Origin of the sequence: Clostridium sp. TF06-15AC (genome assembly GCF_003481165.1) — a bacterium.
GTDB classification, from domain to species: domain Bacteria; phylum Bacillota; class Clostridia; order Lachnospirales; family Lachnospiraceae; genus Otoolea; species Otoolea fessa.
Window position 1 is genome coordinate 64199 of record NZ_QUKS01000002.1, and the last position, 22990, is coordinate 87188.

The window sequence follows — 22990 nt, forward strand, 5'->3', positions numbered from 1 at the left end:
ATTAGTTCAAAAGTAAAGTCGTGGATATATAGTTTCTCTTTCCAAATTTAACAGACGGTGTTTGGCATTTTGTGGCTTTGCGTATTTTTTATCCATAAATCCAATCCTGAATGGCAAATTTCAAACTCTGCACCTTACCCATCAGCCAGATTGCAGCCAACGGCAGCCCCATAGGGCTAATCAAAAATGCCATAACCAGCAAAATCACACCATTTTGCGGGGAATAGGTAATAAGCACAGCCACGCCAAGCAGAGCAATTACAGTGCTGAGCAGACCAAGCACCAGACCGGATATGTAGATCAGCCCCGTGCAGAGCCAGACAAAAAGCGTCAGCACCAAAATGACCGGTGCAGTTATAATCATCAAAAGCCCTTTCAAAATCTTCATGTTATTTCCTCCTTGCAGCGTTCTTGGTATCTTTTCTAATCATATTATCCGGCATGGGCAGGCAAAAGACAAGGATACCGATAAAAAGAAAAAGCGGAGAGAGGAGCAGCGAAGTAATGCCGTTCCTCCCTCCGCAAATGGAGTATCTATCCCTGTTATAAGAGTTTGGAAAGCTGGGTAAGGATTTCCTTCAAACCCTCCCATAACTGTTCCTGCCGCTGGGATATATCCTCCAAGTCAGCATCATAAACCCGCCCAGTCTCATGCACTTTACGGGTCAGCTGGTTTAAGTTGTTGCTGTTTCGGCGCATCAGGGAAACAAGCTCCTTCAGCTCCGGCAGCTCCAGCTTGACTACATACCCATCCAGCGCCATTTTTCTTAGATAGGCTTCACGGTTGGAGGTTCCAAACTGAGACATTTTTTGCTCAATCACAGCAAGCTCCTCCGCTGAAACTCTAAAGTTTAATTGCATATCCCGCTTACGCTTTGCCATAGTTATCGCTCCGGCTCCCGTTTCTTCGGGGCGGCAGGCTTATGGGCAGGCAGCTCCTGTTTGAGCTTATCCCGTACTGAGGGGCGGGACGGTTGCAGTTTTTCTCCCTGAGTACGGCTGCGCTGCTGTTCTACACGCACCAGATCAATAAAGCCATCCAGCACAGCAGGGTGGCTGTTTAAGGCATAACCACAACGGACAGTTTCGGGATTATCGTTGGGAATGGTCTTAGCCCATTCTTTGTTGCGTCGGGAGTAGCGCCCATCCCAGTCCTGAAGCTGGACGGTGTTAGCCAGAACCATAGCCACACGCTCCATGCCATAGATCTCGATCACACCCTTTGCCGCATCGTGACTGAGATACATTCCGTCGAAGTGTTCCCGCACCGCCGCTTCAATGGACTCCTTGCATTGGAGATTTGCATTGTTGGAAGCCCGGTACTGCTCCAACTCCCCATGTTCTCTCGCATAGGCGGCAGAATGGGGATAGACCGGTGTTGTTCGCAGTTCCTCTTTAGCTCTGCACACATCGTCGGCACGGTTCTCAATACTGTCCCGGATCACATCCATATAGCCGGTCTCCAGCTTTTCAAAATAACGGTACACATCCGCCAGCGGAGAGGGAGATTCCAAAAGTGCCTGAGCCTGGGCATCAGTCAGCTCCAGTTCCTCCATCGCCATCACAATGTCCTCGCGGATGGTGTACTCATAGGCATGGTTTAAGACTTCTTCCGGGGACTGGCTTTTCAGCCAGTCCCGGAACTTGTCCTGTTCGGCAGCCATCTTTTCATAAAGGGCTGTATTTAGATCGTTGGTATTCATGTTATCGCACCTCCTCATGCTGTTTTGGCTTCTTGTCTGTACTGCGGGGCGGCACCGGGCGTTTTAGATGGTCCAATACCGAAGGCCGTGTGCTTTTGGCAACGACAGCTTCATCGTGTGCCGGTCCCTTTCCGTCGATGTTGAGCAGGGTATCCAGCTCCACCAGACGGGCGTTTTTGCTTTTTAGTTCTTCTTCATAAAGGAATGGCTTTCCAACTTCCTCCTTTGCCGCAGCCTGCTGCTGATAGAGGTTATCCATCTGGGCCTTTGCCGCCTCCAGACGCTGCGGCATCTGGGCGAGGGCATTGTCGATACGGGTAAGATTTCCGCGAGGGTCTGTACCAAGGGTTGCCCTGTGGGTCATCTGTCCTTTTAGCAGGAGCGTATATTCCTGTTTCCAAGCGGAAAATTCCACAGACATGGCATAGCCCCGGTAGCTGCCGATCTGCACCGGATCGGAGGTTTTGACCTCCTTGCAGGCATCCAAAAGGGCAGCACCGGCGTTCTCCTTATCGGTCAGCAGATCTCCACGAATCTCCATACCGGCAAAGCCGTCCTCCGGGTGCGGGTGAGCTGCCAAAACCTCCAGGTCAGATTCAAAGCCTTTGATAAAGCCCTTGTGCTTTTCAATCTCCTCCGGGAAATATTTGAGCAACTGATCCTCCAAGCGGTACTGCTTACTCTGGTGGTCGGCTTTCATCAGCTTCAGGCGGGATACCTCCACATCCAGATCCATACGCTCTTTGATACGGGGGTCTCCGGCGCACAGAGCCTTGATCTCGGCAAAGGAAAGCGCCGTTTCATCCACATCATCGCAGGAGCGCACCGGCGATTTAGAAGTCATGATCTGGCTGATGAATTTCTGCTTATTCTCCACTGTCTGCCAGAGGTATGCGTCGAAAGTTCCCTCGGTCACATAGCGATACACATGGACAAGGGGATTCTGGTTGCCCTGGCGCTCGATACGGCCCTTGCGCTGGGCAAGGTCTCCCGGTCTCCACGGACAGTCCAGGTCATGAAGTGCCACCAGACGGTCCTGCACATTGGTGCCTGCGCCCATCTTGGCGGTGCTGCCCATAAGCACACGCACCTGACCGGTACGGACTTTGGAGAACAGCTCCTTTTTCCGCACCTCGGTATTGGCCTCATGGATAAAAGCGATCTGATCAGCAGGCATCCCCTGGGCAATGAGCTTCTGACGAATATCGTCATATACCGTAAAGGTCGGTTCCTGCTCCGGCAGAGGCACAGCGCCTTCCAATGCGTGAAGCAGTGGATTATCCAGCGTTTTCGCCGCCTTGCTTGCAGGAGCTTTGGCCTGTGGTGTAGAAATGTCGCAGAACACCAGCTGGGTCAGCTTGTCAGCTTTGCCGTCCCGCCAGATCTGCATGATGTTGTCCACACACTGATTGACCTTTGTGCCAGGTTCGTCCGGCAGCATCTGGTTGACGATCCTCTGGTCAAGCCCCAGCTTACGGCCATCCGAGGTAATCTTGAGCATATTGTCCTGGGACGGGTCAACGGTTCCGCTGTGTACCAGCGATGCGCGCTCCGAAAGGGCCTTGACCATTTCCTGCTGATGTTCGGTAGGCTGCGCCACGATGTTGTGGTATTCCACTTCCGGGGTAGGCAGATTCAGCTGGTCGGCAGTCTTAATGTCGGCCACTTCTTTGAACAGGTTCATCAGCTCCGGCAGATTAAAGAACTTGCTGAATCTCGTTCTTGCCCGGTAGCCGGTGCCTTCCGGTGCCAGCTCCAATGCTGTGACGGTCTCCCCGAATCGAGAAGCCCAGCAGTCGAAGTGGGTCATGTTCAGCTCTTGCAGGCGTTCATATTGAAGATAACGCTGCATGGTGTAAAGCTCGGTCATGGAATTGCTGACCGGTGTGCCGGTGGCAAAGATCACGCCACGGTTTCCGGTGATCTCATCCATATAGCGGCACTTGGCAAACATATCGGAGGATTTCTGCGCGTCCGATGTGGATAAACCTGCTACATTCCGCATTTTTGTGTATAGAAACAGGTTTTTATAGTTATGGGCCTCGTCCACAAACAGCCGATCCACACCCAGCTGCTCAAAAGTCACCACATCGTCTTTTCGTCCCTCGGCTTGCAGCTTTTCCAGTCTGGCTTCCAGAGACTTTCTGGTACGCTCCAGCTGCTTGACGGTAAAACGCTCGCCGCCACTGGCCTGTACCTCTGCAATCCCCTCGGTGATCTCGTCGATCTGTTCATAGAGAAGCCGTTCCTGACGCTCCCGGCTGATGGGGATACGCTCAAACTGGCTATGTCCCATGATGATGGCATCATAATCACCCGTCGCAATACGAGCGCAGAACTTCTTTCGGTTATGGGTCTCAAAGTCCTTTTTGGTGGTGACTAAGATGTTGGCGGAAGGATAGAGACGCAGAAACTCCGACGCCCACTGCTCGGTCAGGTGATTTGGAACCACAAAGAGAGATTTCTGGCACAAGCCCAGGCGTTTTGCTTCCATCGAAGCGGCCACCATCTCAAAGGTTTTGCCTGCGCCTACTTCATGTGCCAACAGGGTATTTCCTCCATACAGCACATGGGCAATGGCGCTTTTCTGGTGTTCCCGCAGGGTAATGGCCGGGTTCATGCCCCCAAAAGTGATGTGGCTGCCATCATATTCGCGGGGACGGGTAGAGTTCATTTCTTCGTTATACTGGCGCACCAAAGTCTGGCGGCGCTCCGGGTCTCTCCAGATCCAGTCCCTAAAGGCTTCCCGGATCGCCTGCTGTTTTTGAGCCGCCAGGGTGGTCTCCTTGGCGTTCAGTACGCGGCGCTCTTTTCCGTCTGCGTCCTCTATGGTGTCATAGATGCGGACATCCCGCAGGTTCAGGCTGTCCTCTAAAATCTTGTAGGCATTGGCACGACTGGTCCCATAGGTGGTATAAGCTGCCACATCGTTGTAGGATACAGAAGATTTCCCCTTGATCTGCCATTCAGCGGTAAAGGACGAATAGTTGACCTCGATACTGCGCTGGAGATAAAACGGGGTATTAAAGGTCTCATACATAAACTGCTGGATATATTCCTTGTCAATCCAGGTAGCGCCCAGACGCACCTCAATCTCCGACGCATCCAGGTCTTTGGGCTGGGCGGCGGTAAGAGCTTCCACATTGACTGCATAAACCGGGTCCTGCTGTGCGGCCCGCTGCGCCTGACGCAGTTTGCGGCGTACATTGCCGGAGAGGTATTCATCAGCAGTCACATAATGGGGCGTTCCGTCCTGCTCCAACTGTCCCGGTACACGGAAGATCACGCCTTGCAGTTCTCCGGCCAGTGCTTCTTTTGTTTTTCCGGTAAGCTGGCTCATATAGTCCATATCCACGCAGGCTTTTTCCGAGATGGACACCGCCAGTGCTTCGCTTGCCGTATCCACCACAGCCACCGCCTGATGGGGCTTGATGGTCCGCTTGGTGAACATATCTGCCTTGCGTTCCAGTTTCCCATCCTCGTCAATGACTTCCAGCGCACAGAGCAGGTAATAGGAAGAATCATCTGCATAGGCCAGTCGGTTTGCACGGTCATTGATAAGGCCATATTTTGCAGAAAAGCTATCATAGAGGCTGTTCAGTTCCGCCTGCTTTTGGGTAATGGTGCTGTCCGGAACCGCTGCATCCATCTGAAGGTCGATCAGTTCCTGCACACAATCACGCAGTCCCACAAGACCTTTCACGCGGGCTTCGGCGGTGGCGTTGAGGTCAGGGCGCACCATACGGCTGTTTTCCCGGTAGTACACCTGCCCGTCTACAATGGCATAGGAATAGTTCTTCACATTGGGGTCGGCAGGAATGGAGGTGTCAATAGCTTCGCCTTCGCCCAGCTCCGGCAGCTCTGCCTCCTGATAAGTGCCATGAATGTACTTCACGGCATCATGCAGCTGGTCGGAAAGCTCCAGTTCCTCGATAGGATTCACAGTGTAGTCCATACCATGAGCAGTGCTTACCGGCTCCTGTCTGCCCAGCACCATTTCCGGGTGGTCGATAAAATACCGGTTGATGGCAAACCCATCCTCCGTTTGTCCGGTCTGAGTCCATTCCGGCACGATGTCCAGCGGACGGTCCCGCTTTTGGAGAAAAATGATGTCCGATACAACCTCGGCACCGGCATTCTTTTTGAACGCATCATTGGGCAGACGGATAGTACCCAGCAGTTCGGCACGTTGGGCAAGATAGCGGCGCACGGTGGAATCCTTGGCATCCATGGTATAGCGGGAGGTCACAAAAGCCACCACACCGCCGGGACGCACCTGATCCAGTGCTTTGGCGAAAAAGTAATTATGAATGTTGAAATTCAGCTTGTTGTAGACTTTGTCATTGACCTGATACTGACCAAAAGGCACATTGCCGATGGCAAGGTCAAAGAAGTCACGCCTGTCAGTGGTCTCAAAGCCGCCTACTGTGATGTCCGCCTTGGGATAGAGCTGCTTTGCGATACGCCCGGAAACCGGGTCCAGCTCCACACCGTACAAACGGCTGTTTCTCATTTCCTCCGGCAGCATACCGAAGAAGTTGCCCACACCCATAGATGGCTCCAAAATATTTCCGGTCTCAAAGCCCATGCGCCCCACCGCTTCATAGATGGCCTGAATGACCGTAGGGCTGGTGTAATGGGCGTTGAGGGTAGAGCTTCTGGCGGCGGCATATTCCTCCGGGGTCAGCAGTTCTTTTAGCTGGGCATACTCTAAAGCCCATACCGGTTTCTCCGGTTCAAACGCATCAGAGAGACCGCCCCAGCCCACATAGCGGGAAAGAACCTCCTGTTGTTCGGGGCTTGCCTGCTGTCCGGCAGCTTCCAGCTCTTTCAGCAAACGAATCGCATTGACATTTGCCTGGAACTTGGCTTTCGGACCGCCTTCGCCCAAATGCTCATCGGTAATGCGGAAGTTTTTTGCATTGCGGCGCAGGTTAGCCTTGTATTCCTCATAGGAGGCTTCCTCGGCAGCTTTGGCATTGGGAAAGGTCTGCCACTGGCCATTGACCTGAATGGAAACCGGGTGTTCATCCAACACTTCCTCAAAGGTTTTCTCCGGCTCAGTCACAGGGGCTGGTGGCTCCGGCTCCTCGATATGCAGTCGTTCCACCACCACATCATAAGGCAGATGGTTCTTATCGCCCGGATAGACGGCCATGGTCTCGGAATGGAAGGTCGGGGATTCGGTAGCCGGTTGGGGCTGTTCCTGTCCAAAACCGTCCTGCTGACGGGCATACATCCCGCGCAGCAAAGGCGCAACCTCATCCCAGCGGAAATACAGCATAGCCAGACGCTTTTCCTCTGCATCCATGACTTCCAGTTCTACGCCCTGTGCCGTGGTACGGTAATCGGCAATATCGCCGGTCTCCAGATTCAGTGTCTCAATCCCACCGGAATAGGCTCTGCTCAGCCAGTAGGCGATCTCGCTGTTGCTCCTGCCGGATTGCAGCAGTGTGGAAATCTGCTTTTTATCCGCTTCATCCATCAGTCCATGAGCCAATACATCCCGCAAGTCCTGATCTGCCTTGTCCGGGTCAATGGGAAGAAACTCGGTATAGTAAGCATTGCGGCGGTCTGCCCGAAGCAGCTGCTCGAACTGTTCTTTGCGCTCTGCCCGATAGATGGGATATACCATGCCGGTGGGCAGAAGCTGTACGGTGTCCTCCCGCAGCTCTGTGATCTGATAGGCGTCATCCTCGATATACACGGTATCGCCCACGGCATAGACCGGGGCGGCTGGGTCGTAAGAAGTCTTTTGCGGAATTGGGCGGCGAACTGCGTCATATTCCTCATCGGAAATGGAAACTTCGGAAGTCTGCTCTGTCTCGGCATCTGCGATCTGCTCTGCATCTGACATCACCTGTTGGATAAACGGGGCATTGTCCAGTTTTTTCGGGTCTGTCACCTGTCCGTTGACGATCCCTCTTTCTTCCAGAGCTTCCCGGATGGCGATTGGGTCGATGTCGTCAAAGCGGTTCTGTTCTTCTTCGGTATAGAACCGGTCCTCCTGAATGAGCTGGGCAATCCGGCGCTGTACCTTCGGCCAGGGCAGCTGCGTTTCCTCCGGGCTGCCGGCACGGACAACAAACAGGCTGTTGCTGTTACTGCCGCCGTATTCCTGAGCCAGCCATGCAGCGGTATCTTTTTCTCTTGCATGGTCTTTCATATAACGGACGACAGCGTGTTTACTCTCGATATTGCCGTTCCATGCACAAATGGCAGTATCAATATCTTCCTGAGAAAGAGGGCGCAGAAGTTCATGGAGCTTTGGATAGGTTTCGTCGATCACTTCCCGGTGCAGTCGCTGTCGGAACTCCGGCACATCCGAATAGAGTCGGATCAGCTCCATATCCTTAGAACCAAGGACTACACGGCGCACAGCGGCATTGCCCTCGATGACAGCATTTTCACGGTCGGAATGACCGCAGGCATTTCGATATGCCACATCCTCAGATATGGCGGCAGTCACCACAGGCTTATACTGCTCAAACTGCTCCCGAAGGGTAGGCTTTGGCGTTTCTTCCTCCACCTCCGGCTGCTGGGCTTGGATGGCATCTTCTTCGGCCAATTCCTTTTCAGCCTGGATTTTGTCATACTGCGCCTGTTCCTGTTCGGTAAGATAGCGGCCTTTCTGGACAAGTAAGGTAATGCGCTTGGCAACCTTTTCCCAGTTCAAGTGAACATCCGGGCAGTCCTGCTTTTTATAGTGCAGTCCTTTCCCATCGTGATCTTCGCCGCTGTGTGTTGCGCCGGACAGGGCATGAGAGCGTCCGCCAATGCCATACTCGTCTTTAAGGAATCTCACTTTTTCCTTATCCGTATGGTTTTCCATGAAGAACGCATAGATACGGCCTTTTCCTCCGGCAAAACTGCTGCCGCCGGTCATGGCGGTGTCGATCTCATCCTCTGTAATGAAATGCTGGACGGTTGGCACTTGGGAAAGGTCCGAAGAAAAAGTCCTGCGGGGCAGGTCAAGGTCTTTCAGGTTCTCCCAGATTTCCCTTGGCCTATGGTAATGAAAGCGCAACAGGTCACGGTCCTGCTGATAGGCAGTCCAGAAGGCGGCGTATTCTTCCTTGAGTGTCTGGCGGAAAGCCGGGTCATTCAACTGCTCCGTCAGGCGGTGGGTCTCCTCCGGGAACCCATTGCCTTTGATCTCTGACAGGCAGGACAAATATCCGGCTTCTCTGGCGTCCTCACTGAGATCGTGATATAGGTTCCAGAACTTTGTGGCAAGGAGGGAGCGTTCATAGCCTGCCGCTTCTGCAAGTTCCACATTGGAGGCAAACTGGCCGCTCTCCAAAAGCTCCCCGATACGCTCTGCGGCGCTCTCCCAGGAAACAACCTGAGCAGACCTGTCATAACGGACAGACTTCCCGTGGGAAAGATGGATACCATCCTCAGCATACCATGCGCTCACACTACCAAGGCCGTTGCCGCCGTGGTACAGCGTTTTCAGTATCTCGGCAATCTCAGCGGTGGTTTTCTGCTTTTCAAAGGCTGCAACCACACACTCCCTCTGGCGGTCTGTATTGCCGCCCAAACGCAGCACATGGTCAATGTCGTTTTGGGTAAAAGAAAAAGCAGAGGATGTATGCGCTACATTCTCTGCTTCATCTATGGATTGGATCTGTTCCGCTTCGGAGAGGAACAGGTTTAGGGTCAGCTGTTGATAAGCTCCGCCATCAGGATTTCCTCTGCCTGGGCTTTGCAGGTGTTCATCAGCCCCACCCACTTCATGGGATCGCTGGCTTTCAGTTCCTCGGTGGCTCCTGCTTCCTTCGCCAGCTGGGGTATCATCTGCTCCAGTCTGTTCTGGGCGGTCTCGTCGATCTCCAGAAGGTGCGGGTACAGCTTCTCGCTCAGCAACATCTGGTTGTAGAGGATGGGATGGTGTTCCTTCAGGTAGGTTTTCCTCATCCTGCCGTACTTGCCCAGAGGTTTCTCCGGCTGCTGGCTCAGCTTCAGGTCGGGAATCAGATAGTCTCCGTTCTGGATATAGGTCATGGGATTGTTCATCTTGTTTGCTCCTTTCTTGGTTGGCTTCGCGCTCTGCATTTCGGACGGTGACGCCGATCTGCCGCAGCACCTGTTGGTTGATCTGGCTGACCGCTGTTCCCAGCGCCCCGATGGTGGACGGGGTGTTGAAATCAAAGATCGCCATGAAATCTTCGTGGTCGAAGTAGCGTTCCGGCTCCAGTCCGCAGCGGGACATCAAAGCGTAAGTGATGCTGACGGTGGCGGCTGCCTTGAACTGCACTCCGATGTTATACTCATCATATTCCTCCAAAAAGGAACCGTCAACGATATAGAAGAAGTCCTGCTGATGCTCCGTCCAGTATTCCTCAGCCAGTTTTCCGGCTACCTCGGTAAGCTGTCCTGCAAGGTCATCACCGGAAACATCATAGGTGCGCTCCAGCATGGCCTGCACTGAATCCAGATGGCGCTCCTCCAGCTGCCACAGCCAGGGAGTGCGGGAATGTTCACGGGTTCCGGTGTCTGAAATGTCAAAGACATAACGCAGGCGAGGTCTGTCCCCGGAATCATCCACCAGAGCGATTCCCTTGGAACCGCGCCTTACATATCGGCCCATCTTTTCATTCCACAAATCGTACTCTGCACAGGCGGTAGCGTCCGGTCGCTGGGCGTAGATCATCAGCTGCTCATGGAACGGGTACTTGTAAAGGCGAGAAGCAGTGGTGAGAAACTCTGCCCATTCCTGCCAGCTCCCCGTGAGCTGTGTTGCCACCTTGTCCGCCATCTGTGCATATAGTTCAGCTTTGGTTGGCATGGTATTCTGTCCTCCTTTCAGTTTTGGGGTAAAAGGTGGGGTGGCAAATTGCCACCCCATCCCTGCGGTTATGGTGTTTACTGGTCAAAATCCGGGTACAGCTCCAGCTGGTCAAAGTCCTCATCGGTCATCGCACAGAGCTTCGTAAGGGCGCTGTCGGTTAGCTCCCTCAGTTCCGTTTCCTCCGGCGAAAGCTCGCCGCGCATTTCACGCAGGCTGTCGATCAGCCCGGTGCGGCTGCCGGTATTGTAAATGCACATCAGGTTCATTTCCTCAAAAGTAAAGTTTCCCATATCAAATCTCCCTTTCTGCGCTCTTTTTTTGCGCTGTCTTTTTGTGTTCTGCTTTGGGCTGGCTTTTCAGCTGCTCCATGACGGACTTTTTCTTTTCCCGTTCCTTCCGATGAATGGCGTCAGTCAAGTCCATCAGGGAAATGGGCTGACCGCTTCGGGCCTGCTGTTCCAGCTCTGCCACGGTCGGCTCTTTTGGGCCATTGTTGATGATACCGTCGATCATGCCGTAATCGTCCTCCATGGCCATTTCCGCATTTTTCAGCGGATTTTGCGGCAAGAATCCGGGGATCTGGGTAAAACCAACGCTGTCACAGTAATGACAGGATACCTTACCGTCCTGCTTGATCGCAACGATGTCGCTGACGCTCATGGAGGGACTGTGAAAGTCCACGGGTTTTTCCAGATTGAATTGCTGATAGAGTTTTTCCAGCTGCTCCGGCACAGTGCCAGACTCACTCAGCGGAGCGGTGTAGATTAGGTCATAATTGCTGCGGTCTATGGAAATGTCATGGGACTTTAACCAATCCAGATTCATAAAGCGCACATTCTGCGGATCGTCACGGCTTACCTGATAGATGGCAAAGCAATCTCTATTCTGGGAGAGAAATGCCTGTTCTCGTTCCTGCTGATGTTCCTGACGCTCCATGACCTTTTCGTGGAACTGAGGGCTTTTCTCCCATTCCTCACGGTCCACGCCAAAAAGACCGCCATGATCCATGATTTCCTGCGGGTCAAACACCATGCTCTCCGTATTGTCCTCATGCAGCACATAGACGGTCAAACCAGCGGCATCCAGTTCCAGCGCCCGTTCTCTGGTGACAGGGAGCATCCCATCATAGAAGTAGCCGTATTCCTGCATATCCGGTGTGGATACCTGCTCATCAGGCATAGGGTATTCATCCAGCGCCTGCTCTTGTGCTTCCGGCAGCTGAGAAGAAGCAGTCATCTGACTGGCCTCTGCCTGCATCTGCTGGTAGGCAGCTTCCTGCAAAGTCTCGATCATGGACAACGGTGCGTATTTTACAGAGTCTCTGTCCAGATCGTTGTCATCACAAATCTGGAGAACTGCCTTCATGCGGGAAAGCTCCGGCATATCCAGCTGACCGCCATCCAGCTCTTTCATGGACGCGGCATCGTAAATGGTGTAGTCCCAGCCGCTGTCACAAGGCTGGATATGAAGATAGGTGGCATCGTCAATTAGAAACAAAGCCTCCTGCTGGTTTGCCTCCGCATCAAGAACCGCCATTTCCGGCTCTTTTTTTGCATTGGGGTCAATTCCACGCTCTTTGCAGATTTCCTTATAGTGGCGCTCAATGTCAGAGATCAAAGTGCCGGAGGTCTTGTTGATGGTTTCCAAACTGGCTCTCAGCTCTTTCAGTTCCTTGCCCTGACTCCAGCTTGCAATATAGCCGAAGCTGTTTTCTCCGGTCTCGATGCCAAAATACTTGCAGACTGCATAGGAGATGCTTTCAGCCTCCACTTCCTCCGTGTGGCGGTCTTTCCTCTGTTCTTGCAAAAACTGGGCGAGGGTAGAAAAGCCGCCAACAAAATTCAGCCCTTCTTCCTCGGTCAGCATCAGGCGTCCATCTTCCGCCAGCTCCAACGGCTCTGTCAGCAGAACGGAACCTGCATGGTTTACAACCACTCGTTCTTCTACACAGACCTGCTCTCCGGGGTCGTAGTCAGAACCGCGCAGGTCATAGCAATAAACGTCCTCCGGCAGATTATCACGGACAATCCGCCCATTGGAGAACAGACCGGGTTTATCAAACAGCTCGATCTCCTGATATTGCTCGTCATTGGCAATCTGAATCTTTTTCTGATTGTGGAGCTTGCTGTGGGCAATCTCATGAACCGTGGCCGAAACCGTCTGCACCTCGCTCATGCCCTGGCGAATGGCAATTTTCTGATGATCGGCAGAAAAATAGCCGTCCGTATCGGCGGCCATTGCTTCAAAAGTGATCGGCACCAGCGCACTGCGGCGCAGGGCCTCCATGAATGCCTCATAATTTGGCACATTTCCGGAAAGGGAGGAAGCAAGCTCCGGCAAAGGTTTCCCATCAGTCTGGCTCACATCAAAGACCTTGACCGGGCGAAACATGGGGATCTCGATTTCTTTTTCCTCTGTGATGATCTTTCCGTCTTTATCCAAAATCGGAGCCTTGGTATCCGGGTCCAGTTTCTGCTCCTCGATTTTCTTCTTGTACGGTGTGGGGGCGATGATGGTAATGCCATGTTCTCCCTTTTTAACATGACGCTCAAACTGGGCTTTCCACTTATTGTATCCGGCTACCAAAGTGGCGTCCGGCTTCTGCATATAGATGAGCATGGTGTTGTTTACCGAATAGCGGTGGAAGCGGGACATAACGGACAGATAGCGCATATACTTTTCACTCTCAAACAGTTCCTTGATGCCCTGCTCGATGCCGTCTGTGATTTCCCTTAGCCGCTCTCGGTTGGTGGGTTTGTTCTCAGCCATGATTTTCAATCTCCTTTCCAAGTGTGTGATTTCTGCTGTGTGTTCTGCAATCCATGCCTTTTGTTCTTCTTCACTTTCATAAAGAAAAAGATCCAGCAGGTACTCCACATAGATTTTCTTATGGATTGCTTCCACAAAGCGGGGGTGCGGTTTCTCCTCCGGTGTCCGGGGAGAATGGTCGCTCTCCCATTTTTTCAGCAGATGGTAGTAATCGGACAGTACGCGATAACACCGCTGCCGATCCTCACGAAACTGCTGTGCCTCGGTTTTCTGCCGGACATACCTCCTGCGGGGAGGGGCCTGACTGTCATAGATCAGGCCAAAGTCCTGTGCCAATTTCTCTGCCGCTTCTTTTGGGGAGAGGTCAAAGAGCTTTGCGGTAAAGTCGATCACATCGCCAGTAGCTCCGCAGCCGAAACAGTAGAAATATTCCTCGTTCAGCTTCATGCTGGGGTTCTTATCATCGTGAAAGGGACAACAGGCCATGCCATTTCGTTTGACCTCGATCCCATAAAACGCTGCCGCATCTCTGGTGCTGACCGACTGCTTGACTGCTTCAAATACATTCTCTGCCATGTGCCTTTAACTGCTGGACTTTCTCACAGGGGGCTGGTATCCGGCAGCTTTCGCACGCTCACTGGCGGCTTTGCGGCGTTCTGCGCTATATGGCTCCCGGACTGATACACACCGCTTTGGGACGGTAAAGTTATGGGCGTCCTTTCGGGTGATCTGGTCGGGGTGCTTTTTTGCCAGCAGTTCCAGCTTCTCCATCAGACGGGGATCGTGGGTGTAGACCTCAGCCATTGGTTCTGCCTGGTTATAAAGGAGAATGGTTTCCCGTTCCACTAAAGAGAGCTTCATCGGCTGCCTCCTTTCCGCTGATCAAATTCCAGCTTGAAGTTGGCGTACTGTCCATCGTCCTCCAAAACCACAGTGGCATCGTAGGTCTTGCCGGTTTTCTCCGAATATAGCCCCGTCACACGGACACGGCCATCGTTAAGCAGTGCAGACACCACAGCCTTGGTCGGCTGTTTTTTCTTGGCAGCCCACCATTTGTTATTTTTCCAGATTGCAAATTTGCAAGAATCATTCTGACAGAAGAAGCCTTTTTGCAGTTCTGCAACTTCACCGCCGCAGCGAGGGCATTTGCCCACCACCTCACGGGGCGGAGTGAACAGGTACTCAGTTCCTTTGATGACCTGATAAGTTCCCACCAGATCTTTCAGCATGGTGCTGATCCCGTCCAGAAACTCCTCCGGGGCAAGCTGCCCGCGCTCGATCTCTCCCAGGCGGTACTCCCACTCGGCAGTCAGAAGCGGCGATTGCAGCTGTTCCGGCAAGACTGTGATCAGGGAGACTGCATCGTGGGAAGGGAGAAGCTGCACCGTTTTCCTGTTCTTTTTTCGTTCCAGAAAACCGGCAGATACCAGCTTTTCCAAAATACCGGCACGAGTGGCCGGTGTCCCCAGACCTTTTCGCTCGGCATCCTCCGGCATATCCTCTTTTCCGGCAGTCTCCATCGCGGACAACAGGGTGTCCTCCGTAAAGTGCTGGGGCGGACTGCTTTTGCCTTCTTTGACGATTGCCGCAGAAACCGAAAGGGTCTGTCCTTCAGTCAGCTCTGGCACGGCTTTCTCTGCACCCTCTTTTTTCGGCTCTGCATCCTTCGTTTTGGCACGGTAAGCGTCCTCCAGTGCTTTCCATCCGGGGTGCCTCACCGTTTTTTCTTTGGTGGTAAATTCCCCACCGGCACACGCTGCAATCACAACGGTTTCCGAATAGATATGGGGCTGGGCCACGGCGCACAGCAGACGCAGGGCCACCAGCTCCAGCACTGCTTTTTCTCCCGCAGGAAGGGCAGAAAGGTCTGCATCCTTGAGATTTCGGGTGGGAATTACTGCGTGGTGGTCGGTTACTTTCTTATCGTTGATGACCGTCTGCGGATCACAGGTAATGGCGATCCCTTTGCGAAACGGCATAGCATTGGCAACCAGATTCACCAGCACCGGCAGGCTGTCTGCCATATCACCGGTCAGATAGCGGCTGTCAGTACGGGGATAGGTGCAGAGCTTCTTTTCATACAGGCTTTGCAGATAGTCCAGGGTCTGCTGGGCTGTAAATCCAAGCAGGCGATTGGCATCTCTTTGCAGAGTAGTCAGATCATAGAGGGCAGGCGGCTTTTCAGACTTTTCCTTGCACTCCACCTTTTTGATTGTGACAGCTGCATCCTGGCAAGCTTCTTTCAGCTGCTCTGCGCTTGCTCGGTCACTTATGCGCTCCCCGGATACGGTAAGACCGGGCAGCTCCAGCGCCACGGTATAAAAAGGAACCGGCTTAAATGTGTCGATTTCAGCTTCTCGCTGGACAATGAGTGCCAGCGTTGGGGACATCACGCGCCCGATGTTGAGGGTGCGGTGGTACAGCACGGAAAAAAGCCTTGTGGCATTGATCCCTACCAGCCAGTCGGCCTTGGCACGGCAGAGAGCAGCTTTCCGAAGTCCATCATAATCTACACCTGGACGCAGGTTTGCAAAGCCCTCCCTTATGGCGGAGTCCTCCATTGAAGAAATCCAGAGCCTTTTCATCGGCTTTTGGCAGCCTGCCAGCTCATAGACGCTGCGGAAGATCAGCTCGCCCTCGCGTCCGGCATCGCAGGCATTTACCACTTCGGTCACATCTGGGGCGTTCATCAGCTTTTTGAGAATATCAAACTGCTTTTTCTTATCCTTTCCCACCACCATCTGCCAATGCTCCGGCAGGATAGGCAGGTCATCATATCGCCACTTGGCATACTTGGGATCATAACTGTCTGCATCCGCAAGACCAGCCAGATGGCCCACGCACCAGCTGACACGCCAGCCGTTACCCTCCAGATACCCATCCTTACGAGCAGTTGCACCGATTACCGCAGCCAGACTTTGTGCAACCGATGGTTTTTCAGCGATTACCAGTTTATATCTCATCATCTTCAGCCTCCCATTCATTCTGCCAATTATCAGACAGTTTTTTTGCAATGCTGTGTTCTGAGGCAAGTGTAATGTCATAGCCAAAGCGATAATCATATCGGTACAACCTGCCAATCAAATCATTGATTATGATATTGCAGGCCATAATCACACGCTCTTTATCCACCTGCATCAGTTGATAGCGTTGATAATTGTTGTAATATTCTCGATGTCTGTGGGTTCTGCTGACCGTATCTTCCATCAGACAATCTATGGCATCTTTTTCACCATCTTCTTTGCTGCCCTGTGTATAAGACAACAGTTCCTTAACCATGGGAAAACTTTGTTCATCTACCGTTGCTTCTTCGCTCAAAAAACCGATATAAGCTTTTAGTAACAGGCTAACTGCTGTTTTTTCAGCTTCAGATAAAGCGTTCATGGTCTCCGCTGCATCAGGCAACAGTTCCTTTTCCACAAATTCATCTATCTCACCAGAATAAAGCATTCGGATTGAGTCCACACATAAAGAGCGCTTTTGGGGTGCGGTCTCAATTTCAAAATCATAAAGATCCAAGTCATCGTCCTTCTTTGACTTTTTTTGAACTTTGCTGATAGCAGTGAAAAGAATGTCTCCTCCAAAGTAAATTCCGAAGGCGACCAGATCAAAAATAATCAGAAAGTGTAATAACCAGTTCCATGTGTTCATTGTGAGGTCCTCCTTTCTTTGACCATGTGCTGATTTTGGGTGTGGATTTACAGTAAGAGAGTGAGTAGAGCAGCAGAGGACAGGAATTTCTCCCTGTCCTCTGTCCCTTATCCCGCAATGATTTGAAATACGCTACGCTCAAATGGTTCAATCTGCTCTATCGCGTTCCTCATTAGGGTCAGAACCCTCAAAACCATCCTCAAGGACTTCCTCATCTTCGGTTTCCCATTCCTCGGAATCTTCCTCACCATAATCATAATCGTCCAGACTGTCATTGCCCTTGGTCTTAGGCTTATTCTTAACGAGCTTCAAGTAGGCAAATACGCCACCGCCGCCCAGCAGAGCCAGCAGAAGGATCAGCGCAGCCGGGTTCAGTCCGGCAGGCTTCTCTTTTTCCGGCTCCGGTGTTTCTGCCGGAGGTTCCGGTGCTTTTCCCGTACATTTACTCTTATCAGTTACACAGACCGGACAGGCCGTATTAACTGCCCCTGCTTCACATTTCTTCGTGCAGCTGCACACAGCAGGCGGCTCCTCTTTGGGTTTTCCATCTTCCATCAGCGCCATCAGGTCCGCTTCATCCACCTGGTTCAGAAAGTGAACAGCAGTCTTTTTATCCTCGTTGGCCCTGTCGATCAGGATATAAAAATAGTTGCCCGCCTTGGTGGTAACGGTAATGAGCTGTTTATTGCCCCCGAAATCATCCACCAGAGCGGCGTTGCCCTCCGGGGTCAGCGGAGGTGCTTTTTCCGTTTCTTCCACCACCACATTGCTGTCATTGGTGGTATCCTCTGCCGGGGGCGGCGCTGCGCCCTGGGCAAAAGCGGGAACGGTAAAGCCCGATGCCAGCACCAGCGTCAGGCAAAGGGCGGAAAGTGTTCGGAGCAATCGTTTATTCCTCATAGCTGTTTTCCTCCTGTTCGTTGTTGTCATCAGCAAAACTGCCGGGAACTGTGCCTCCGGACAGCATGGCGCTCAGCTGAGCCGGGGTCATACGCAGTGCGCGCACCATCTGGACGATCTCCAGATTTTCTGCCTCGGTTTTCTGTACCTCCAGCGCCTTGAGCTTTTCCTGATACTCTGCGATCTTCTCGCGGACCTTAGCAATCTCCTGGTCAATGCGTTCAATTTTGTTCTTTGCCATCGTCTATCACTCCTTCTAAAAAATCTCTGTTACCAGTTCATCAGGCCGTAGCCCTTGATACTCTGATAATTCAGGTCATAACTTTTGATCTTGCAGGCATCGCCGGAATTTCCCTCCACGGTATAAACACGGCTGCCATCGGTGCCGACAACAATTCCCACATGGTCTGCGGAACCATCCAGATCCCAATCGAAGAAAATGGCATCACCGGGGGCGATGTTTTCATATCCTCGTGCGCCCCACTGTCCATGAGACTGGAACCACGGAACACCCTGAGACTGACAACCAGCAAAGCGTGGTTCCGTTCGACCGGATTGACCATAGCACCATGATACAAAGCAGGCACACCATTCCACACGGGAGTCAAAGCCGTACCAGCTCCAATAAGGTTGTCCTCCCACATTGCCCACCTGACTTTTCGCCAGTTCCACCAGCTGCGGATTGCCGGGGCGGGTGCCATTGATAAATTCAACACCAGTCAAATCTTCAGAAACACCTGTATCGGGAGAACCGCCACCAAATAACAGCGGCTTATTGCCCATAGTCTGTCGGTAGACCTGGTACATCTCCATCTGCTCCGGAGTCAGTAGTTCTGGCGCAAGAGAGGCAATGGAACGGCTTGTTAAAGTTACATGGAGAATACGATATTCATATTCATGCTCATCACCATCTTCGTCAGTGTAAGTGCGAATCTGAATTTCTTCTCTCAGCGTAAGCTGATACTGTGCATCAAACACACGATCCAGCTCTGCCTGTGCGCTGTGGCGTGTATAGCCTTGCAAGACAGCAGAGAGAACTGCCGCCAGCTCATGGGGGTCATGGCCAATCATATCCAGGTTATAGCGATACTCGTCATACCCTGGGTGGCTGCTTTCGATGTTGTCGATTTTCTCCTGCAACCGAGCTTCTCTGTCTGCATAATCTGCCTCCACCGCCAGCATTTCCGGGTCATCCGATGGATAGGTAGTGCCGGAAATTACAGAACCAATACTCTGTGCCATCATAGAGCAGGAGGACATGGTATTCATCAGCATACAGGCGATGAGGAAAAAAACCCCTGCCATCAGGAAGCCCTTCTTGTGGCGCATGACGAATGCCCCTGCCTGCTGTGCCTTTTCTTTTACCGTCCTTGCGGCTTTTCCGGTTTTGGACGCAGCCTGGGCGGTATTTCCGGCAGTCTGACCGGTGCGCTTGGCGACGGCATACTGCTTTTTGATACTCTGTTTTTGCTGCCAGCGGGAGAGAGGGTTGCTGGTAAACTGAGGATTTTCCCGTAGGGACTTCTGGTACAGGGCATTTACATTTGCCTTTTCCAGCTTCTGCTCGGCCTGGGCTGCTTTGCGGTACGGCTTCAGCTTGTGGCTGCGATAGCCCTCCCGCACCAGATAAGCGCTGGTCTCCACCGCCTCCTCGGACTTGTGGGCGCTTTCCACGCCCACATTGTCCTGTTCTGTTTCCCGGATCTCTTTGTGAAACTTGCCCGCGACCAGATGGACGGGAGCTTCCTTAACCCCTTGAGAAAGTTTGGAAGGTGGTTTTTTCTTGTCCTCAAAGGTCAGCTTCGAGGTCTTTTTCCCGGTGTCCGGGTCAATGACCGTCTGTCTGACTTTTTTCTTTGGAATATTGGCCTGCGCCTTATCTGCTCTGGCCGTAGCTTTCTCCGTTTTGCGGATCGGCTTTTCCAGTGCAGGGTCAGCCCGTTCCTCATCAGTAAAGCGCAGGCGCGGCTCTTTATTCAAACCAATCACCCATTAGGATGGCATCCATCATGTGGTGCAGCTCCACATAGAGGGCCAAACCTTCCGGATCATATAGCGGATGCACGGTGAGATACGCATGGACTTGCGCCAGAATCTCAGAGAGCATTGTGATAGGTCTGCACCCTACAATGGTTGCTGCACCAGGGGCACACATCATATTCGCCCAAATCGAAAAGAGACGGGCAAGACCAATTTCGCCATCCTCATTCAAGGTTTTGAGTTCTTTGTCAGCGGTACGACACTCAACAACAGCGGAGGCCATTACCGGAAGCAACATGAATTCGTGAGCCTCCAATGCCTCACGGAAAAAAATCATGGTATCAAGTTCGCAAATATTCTGTTTCATAGTTATTCATCCTCCTTTTTCAGTTCCTGGGGTTTGGTGGTCATAATGCGGTAAAGCTCAGTATTCTTCGGGAAGTGGTCAACGAAGGGCAGGATGGTGGAGCCATAGAACAGCAGGCCCTCGCCCTCACCGGAGTGGGTCACATAGCTAAGCTGGTGCGTGGAAATGCCCAGCTGCTTGGCGAGAATCTGACGGTCTCCGCCTGCCTGGTTGAGCATATACACGAAGTCGGAGTTTTCAAAGATGTTCTCCACCTCGCGGCTGCTCAAAAGGTCTTTGACATTCTGGGTGATACCTGTCGGAATACCGCCCCATTTGCGGAATCGCTTCCAGATTTCCACCGTATAAGCGGCGGTCTGCTCCTCCTTCAAAAGCAGGTGCATCTCGTCGATGTAATAACGGGTGGACTTGTGGGCAGCGCGGTTAATGGTAACGCGGTTCCACACCTGATCCTGGACCACCAACATACCGATTTTCTTGAGTTGCTTGCCCAGCTCCTTAATGTCATAGCAGACAATGCGGTTATTGATGTCCACATTGCTCTGGTGATTGAACACATTGAGGGAGCCGGTTACATAGATTTCAAGGGCCGTGGCGATATACTGGGCTTCCTTTTCCTCCTGTGAACGGAGCAGGTTATATAGGTCCTCCAGTATGGGCATATTCTCCGGGCGCGGGTCATTGAGGTAGGTCTGATAGACCAGACGCACACAACGGTCGATGATGGTTTTCTGCACCGGCTGCAATCCGTCCTTACCGCCCACGATCAGCTCACACAAGCTGAGGATAAAGTCAGACTTGAGGGACAGCGGGCTTTCATCATCCGAATAGTCCAGGTTCAGATCCATCGGATTGATGTAGTTGGTTGAGGTAGGCGAGATCTTGATGACCTGCCCATGCAGACGATCCACCAGAGGTGCGTACTCCGCTTCCGGGTCACAGATGATGACATCATCATTGGTAAGCAAAAAGCAGTTGGCAATCTCACGCTTGGCGCTGAAAGACTTACCGGAACCCGGCGTACCCAAAATCAAGCCGTTGGGGTTTTTCAGCAGCTTTCTATCCACCATGATGAGGTTGTTGGACAGGGCATTGATGCCGTAGTACAGGGCTTCCTTGCCGTTCTGGAATAATTCCTGTGTGGTGAATGGTACAAAGATAGCCGTAGAACTGGTGGTCAGCCCTCGCTGAATCTCGATCTGATTGAGTCCCAGGGGCAGACAGCTCATCAGCCCTTCTTCCTGCTGGAAGTCCAGTCTGGTCAGCTGGCAGTTATACTTCTGGGCAATAGAGCCTGCCTGAAAGATGTTGTTTCCAAGCTGACGGGGGGTGTCCGCTGTGTTCAGCACCAAAAAGGAGACCAGGAACATTCTCTCGTTTCGGCTCTGCAAATCCTGCAACAGCTTTTTCGCTTCGCTGCCGTAGGTGGCAAGGTCAGAAGGAATGATGTCCATGTCGTATCCGGCGCGGACTGCTTTTTTCTGTTCCTCAATCTTACTGCGGTCCAGATCGGTAATCTTACGCTTTACCGTTTTGATGGCTTTCACCTGATCCACCGACTGAATGTGCATACTCACAATGAGCGAGCTTTCCATATCCAGAAAATCAGCCAGCAGACGGTCATTCAGCTCTGGGGCTAAAATCTGCAAAAAAGAAACAGCCCCGTATTTCTTGCCCATACGGAACTGCTTGCCGGTGCGGAACTCAAAGGAGCTTGGTGCAATAAAATCTTTCGTGGACAGGCCGGAAGGAGCCAGCCAGTCCCATTCAAACTGAAACGGGAGCTGTTCATCCATGTGGAATACCGCATGAAGCTGGGAAAGCCTTTCCTTACCGTCCAATGTTCTGGCGGCTACACCAAGACGCTTGAAGTTATTGAGTATATCGGTCTCAATACGCTCCAGACGGGGCTTGGCGGCTTTGATGCTGTCAGCGTTGATACCAAAGGTCAGGTATTTGGTCTTGATGAGACCGTTGTTGCCTCTGACCAGCTGATTTTGCAGCATCGTGGTATATTCCTCACGGATACTGTCAAAGGCATCCCCCTGGGGCGGAATGGAAATGGAGTTGGCAAAGGTCTCCTCCGATGCCGCAAGGTTCAAAAAAGACAGCTGGAAGTGAATCGAGCTGTCGAAATAATTGAGGAAATCACACCAGCCCTCAAAGATCGCGGTCTTATCTTCATTTTGGGAGAGCTGATAGTTGATGTCCTGAAACTGAATGGTCTTTGTGTAGTGGCTGTCCGATACGCGGCAGATCCCGTCCGGCCACATTCGTTCATAGGGGATACTGTCCTGTGCCGATTTTCCTTTTTTGTCCGTGCGGTTGGCGCGGGCAATGGCCGCTTCGATCTGCTTCTTATCGGCGCGGGACAGCTTTTTCTTTGTCTTTACCGGATGCACGGTCTTTTCTTCCGGTTTTCCCAGCAGACGGCGCAGCCAGCTTTTCATTGCGGTGAACAATGTCATACACCTCCTTATCGAGCATTTCCTGCCGCTTTAATACGGCATAAAAGTTATTGGTCTGGTAGGGACGCTGCTTGGGACGGATCACAGCTACTTTGAGGATGTTGCCCACGATCTTTTCCAGGGGCTGTCCATGCTTTTCATACATTGCCAGCAGGAAGAAGGGCATCATGACCAGCATCATACACATGGCAGCCATGCTGTTTCCCGCAGGCTCACGGAGCCACAAGAACAGCGGTACACCTACAAGCGCCCCGGCGGTAAAGCAGACCAGCTGCCTTCGTGTCAGATTGAACATGACCTTGGTTTCGACTTTGGTTAAATCTTTGGGTACGGGTACATAAGCCATATTATCCACCTC

Annotated in this window: 17 protein-coding genes; 1 reads left to right on the forward strand and 16 read right to left on the reverse strand. The window is 52.3% G+C overall.

The genetic code is table 11. From position 1 onward, the window contains the following. Positions 1–88: 88 nt before the first annotated feature. The 5 genes from DXC57_RS04610 to DXC57_RS15645 form a co-directional block, all read right to left on the reverse strand. Positions 89–388 carry a CD1845 family protein gene (locus DXC57_RS04610; protein ID WP_117552758.1) on the reverse strand — a complete coding sequence of 100 codons (300 nt, stop codon included), beginning with the start codon at positions 386–388 and terminating at the stop codon, positions 89–91. Between the two features lie 155 nt (positions 389–543). After that, positions 544–882 (reverse strand): plasmid mobilization relaxosome protein MobC, encoded by a 339-nt coding sequence (mobC, locus tag DXC57_RS04615; protein ID WP_117552757.1) that lies wholly within the window; start codon positions 880–882, stop codon positions 544–546. A gap of 2 nt (positions 883–884) precedes the next feature. Continuing rightward, on the reverse strand, positions 885–1703 hold the full coding sequence (locus DXC57_RS04620) for a DUF3849 domain-containing protein (protein WP_118651392.1): 819 nt from the start codon (positions 1701–1703) through the stop codon (positions 885–887). 1 nt (position 1704) lies between these two features. Beyond that, complete coding sequence (locus DXC57_RS04625) at positions 1705–7869, reverse strand: SNF2-related protein (RefSeq protein WP_347501865.1); 6165 nt, start codon at positions 7867–7869, stop codon at positions 1705–1707. A gap of 1496 nt (positions 7870–9365) precedes the next feature. Further along, positions 9366–9722 carry a TnpV protein gene (locus DXC57_RS15645; RefSeq protein WP_024739421.1) on the reverse strand — a complete coding sequence of 119 codons (357 nt, stop codon included), beginning with the start codon at positions 9720–9722 and terminating at the stop codon, positions 9366–9368. On the opposite strand from DXC57_RS15645, the gene DXC57_RS15650 reads away from it, so the two are divergent. Then, entirely contained in the window at positions 9709–10137 is a 429-nt protein-coding gene (locus tag DXC57_RS15650; RefSeq protein WP_243101288.1) for a hypothetical protein, read from the forward strand. The genes DXC57_RS15645 and DXC57_RS15650 overlap by 14 nt on opposite strands. A gap of 434 nt (positions 10138–10571) precedes the next feature. On the opposite strand, the gene DXC57_RS04630 is transcribed toward DXC57_RS15650, so the two are convergent. The 11 genes from DXC57_RS04630 to DXC57_RS04685 form a co-directional block, all read right to left on the reverse strand. After that, positions 10572–10787 (reverse strand): transposon-transfer assisting family protein, encoded by a 216-nt coding sequence (locus tag DXC57_RS04630; protein WP_008981161.1) that lies wholly within the window; start codon positions 10785–10787, stop codon positions 10572–10574. Position 10788: 1 nt separating this feature from the next. Continuing rightward, positions 10789–13842: an LPD28 domain-containing protein gene (locus DXC57_RS04635; protein ID WP_118651396.1), complete on the reverse strand. Its 3054-nt coding sequence runs from the start codon at positions 13840–13842 to the stop codon at positions 10789–10791. Positions 13843–13848: 6 nt separating this feature from the next. Continuing rightward, the gene (locus DXC57_RS04640; RefSeq protein ID WP_002570998.1) at positions 13849–14127 is read right to left on the reverse strand and encodes a hypothetical protein; all 279 of its coding nucleotides are present in this window, start codon (positions 14125–14127) and stop codon (positions 13849–13851) included. Further along, the gene (locus tag DXC57_RS04645) at positions 14124–16232 is read right to left on the reverse strand and encodes a type IA DNA topoisomerase (protein ID WP_040381961.1); all 2109 of its coding nucleotides are present in this window, start codon (positions 16230–16232) and stop codon (positions 14124–14126) included. Before DXC57_RS04645 ends, DXC57_RS04640 begins: the two co-directional genes overlap by 4 nt. Then, positions 16219–16917, reverse strand: a complete 699-nt coding sequence (locus tag DXC57_RS04650) for a hypothetical protein (RefSeq protein ID WP_008723343.1) — start codon at positions 16915–16917, stop codon at positions 16219–16221. Before DXC57_RS04650 ends, DXC57_RS04645 begins: the two co-directional genes overlap by 14 nt. 147 nt (positions 16918–17064) lie before the next feature. Next, positions 17065–17817 (reverse strand): DUF4366 domain-containing protein, encoded by a 753-nt coding sequence (locus DXC57_RS04660; RefSeq protein ID WP_002589132.1) that lies wholly within the window; start codon positions 17815–17817, stop codon positions 17065–17067. Continuing rightward, entirely contained in the window at positions 17807–18058 is a 252-nt protein-coding gene (locus DXC57_RS04665) for a DUF4315 family protein (RefSeq protein WP_002589133.1), read from the reverse strand. The genes DXC57_RS04660 and DXC57_RS04665 overlap by 11 nt, the downstream gene beginning before the upstream one ends. A gap of 29 nt (positions 18059–18087) precedes the next feature. Next, entirely contained in the window at positions 18088–19797 is a 1710-nt protein-coding gene (locus tag DXC57_RS04670) for a CHAP domain-containing protein (protein WP_117470827.1), read from the reverse strand. Continuing rightward, positions 19790–20164 carry a DUF3851 family protein gene (locus DXC57_RS04675; protein ID WP_002569211.1) on the reverse strand — a complete coding sequence of 125 codons (375 nt, stop codon included), beginning with the start codon at positions 20162–20164 and terminating at the stop codon, positions 19790–19792. Before DXC57_RS04675 ends, DXC57_RS04670 begins: the two co-directional genes overlap by 8 nt. Before the next feature lie 2 nt (positions 20165–20166). After that, positions 20167–22566 (reverse strand): VirB4-like conjugal transfer ATPase, CD1110 family, encoded by a 2400-nt coding sequence (locus tag DXC57_RS04680; protein ID WP_006059580.1) that lies wholly within the window; start codon positions 22564–22566, stop codon positions 20167–20169. After that, on the reverse strand, positions 22523–22978 hold the full coding sequence (locus DXC57_RS04685; protein WP_117515823.1) for a PrgI family protein: 456 nt from the start codon (positions 22976–22978) through the stop codon (positions 22523–22525). Before DXC57_RS04685 ends, DXC57_RS04680 begins: the two co-directional genes overlap by 44 nt. Positions 22979–22990 lie beyond the last annotated feature (12 nt).

Coding starts and splice junctions, on each gene's coding strand:
- DXC57_RS04610 (WP_117552758.1), bottom strand. CDS start 388: ATGAAGATTTTGAAAGGGCTTTTGATGATTATAACTGCACCGGTCATT.
- mobC (WP_117552757.1), bottom strand. CDS start 882: ATGGCAAAGCGTAAGCGGGATATGCAATTAAACTTTAGAGTTTCAGCG.
- DXC57_RS04620 (WP_118651392.1), bottom strand. CDS start 1,703: ATGAATACCAACGATCTAAATACAGCCCTTTATGAAAAGATGGCTGCC.
- DXC57_RS04625 (WP_347501865.1), bottom strand. CDS start 7,869: ATGAAAGACCATGCAAGAGAAAAAGATACCGCTGCATGGCTGGCTCAG.
- DXC57_RS15650 (WP_243101288.1), top strand. CDS start 9,709: ATGGGATTGTTCATCTTGTTTGCTCCTTTCTTGGTTGGCTTCGCGCTC.
- DXC57_RS15645 (WP_024739421.1), bottom strand. CDS start 9,722: ATGAACAATCCCATGACCTATATCCAGAACGGAGACTATCTGATTCCC.
- DXC57_RS04630 (WP_008981161.1), bottom strand. CDS start 10,787: ATGGGAAACTTTACTTTTGAGGAAATGAACCTGATGTGCATTTACAAT.
- DXC57_RS04635 (WP_118651396.1), bottom strand. CDS start 13,842: ATGGCAGAGAATGTATTTGAAGCAGTCAAGCAGTCGGTCAGCACCAGA.
- DXC57_RS04640 (WP_002570998.1), bottom strand. CDS start 14,127: ATGAAGCTCTCTTTAGTGGAACGGGAAACCATTCTCCTTTATAACCAG.
- DXC57_RS04645 (WP_040381961.1), bottom strand. CDS start 16,232: ATGATGAGATATAAACTGGTAATCGCTGAAAAACCATCGGTTGCACAA.
- DXC57_RS04650 (WP_008723343.1), bottom strand. CDS start 16,917: ATGAACACATGGAACTGGTTATTACACTTTCTGATTATTTTTGATCTG.
- DXC57_RS04660 (WP_002589132.1), bottom strand. CDS start 17,817: ATGAGGAATAAACGATTGCTCCGAACACTTTCCGCCCTTTGCCTGACG.
- DXC57_RS04665 (WP_002589133.1), bottom strand. CDS start 18,058: ATGGCAAAGAACAAAATTGAACGCATTGACCAGGAGATTGCTAAGGTC.
- DXC57_RS04675 (WP_002569211.1), bottom strand. CDS start 20,164: ATGAAACAGAATATTTGCGAACTTGATACCATGATTTTTTTCCGTGAG.
- DXC57_RS04685 (WP_117515823.1), bottom strand. CDS start 22,978: ATGGCTTATGTACCCGTACCCAAAGATTTAACCAAAGTCGAAACCAAG.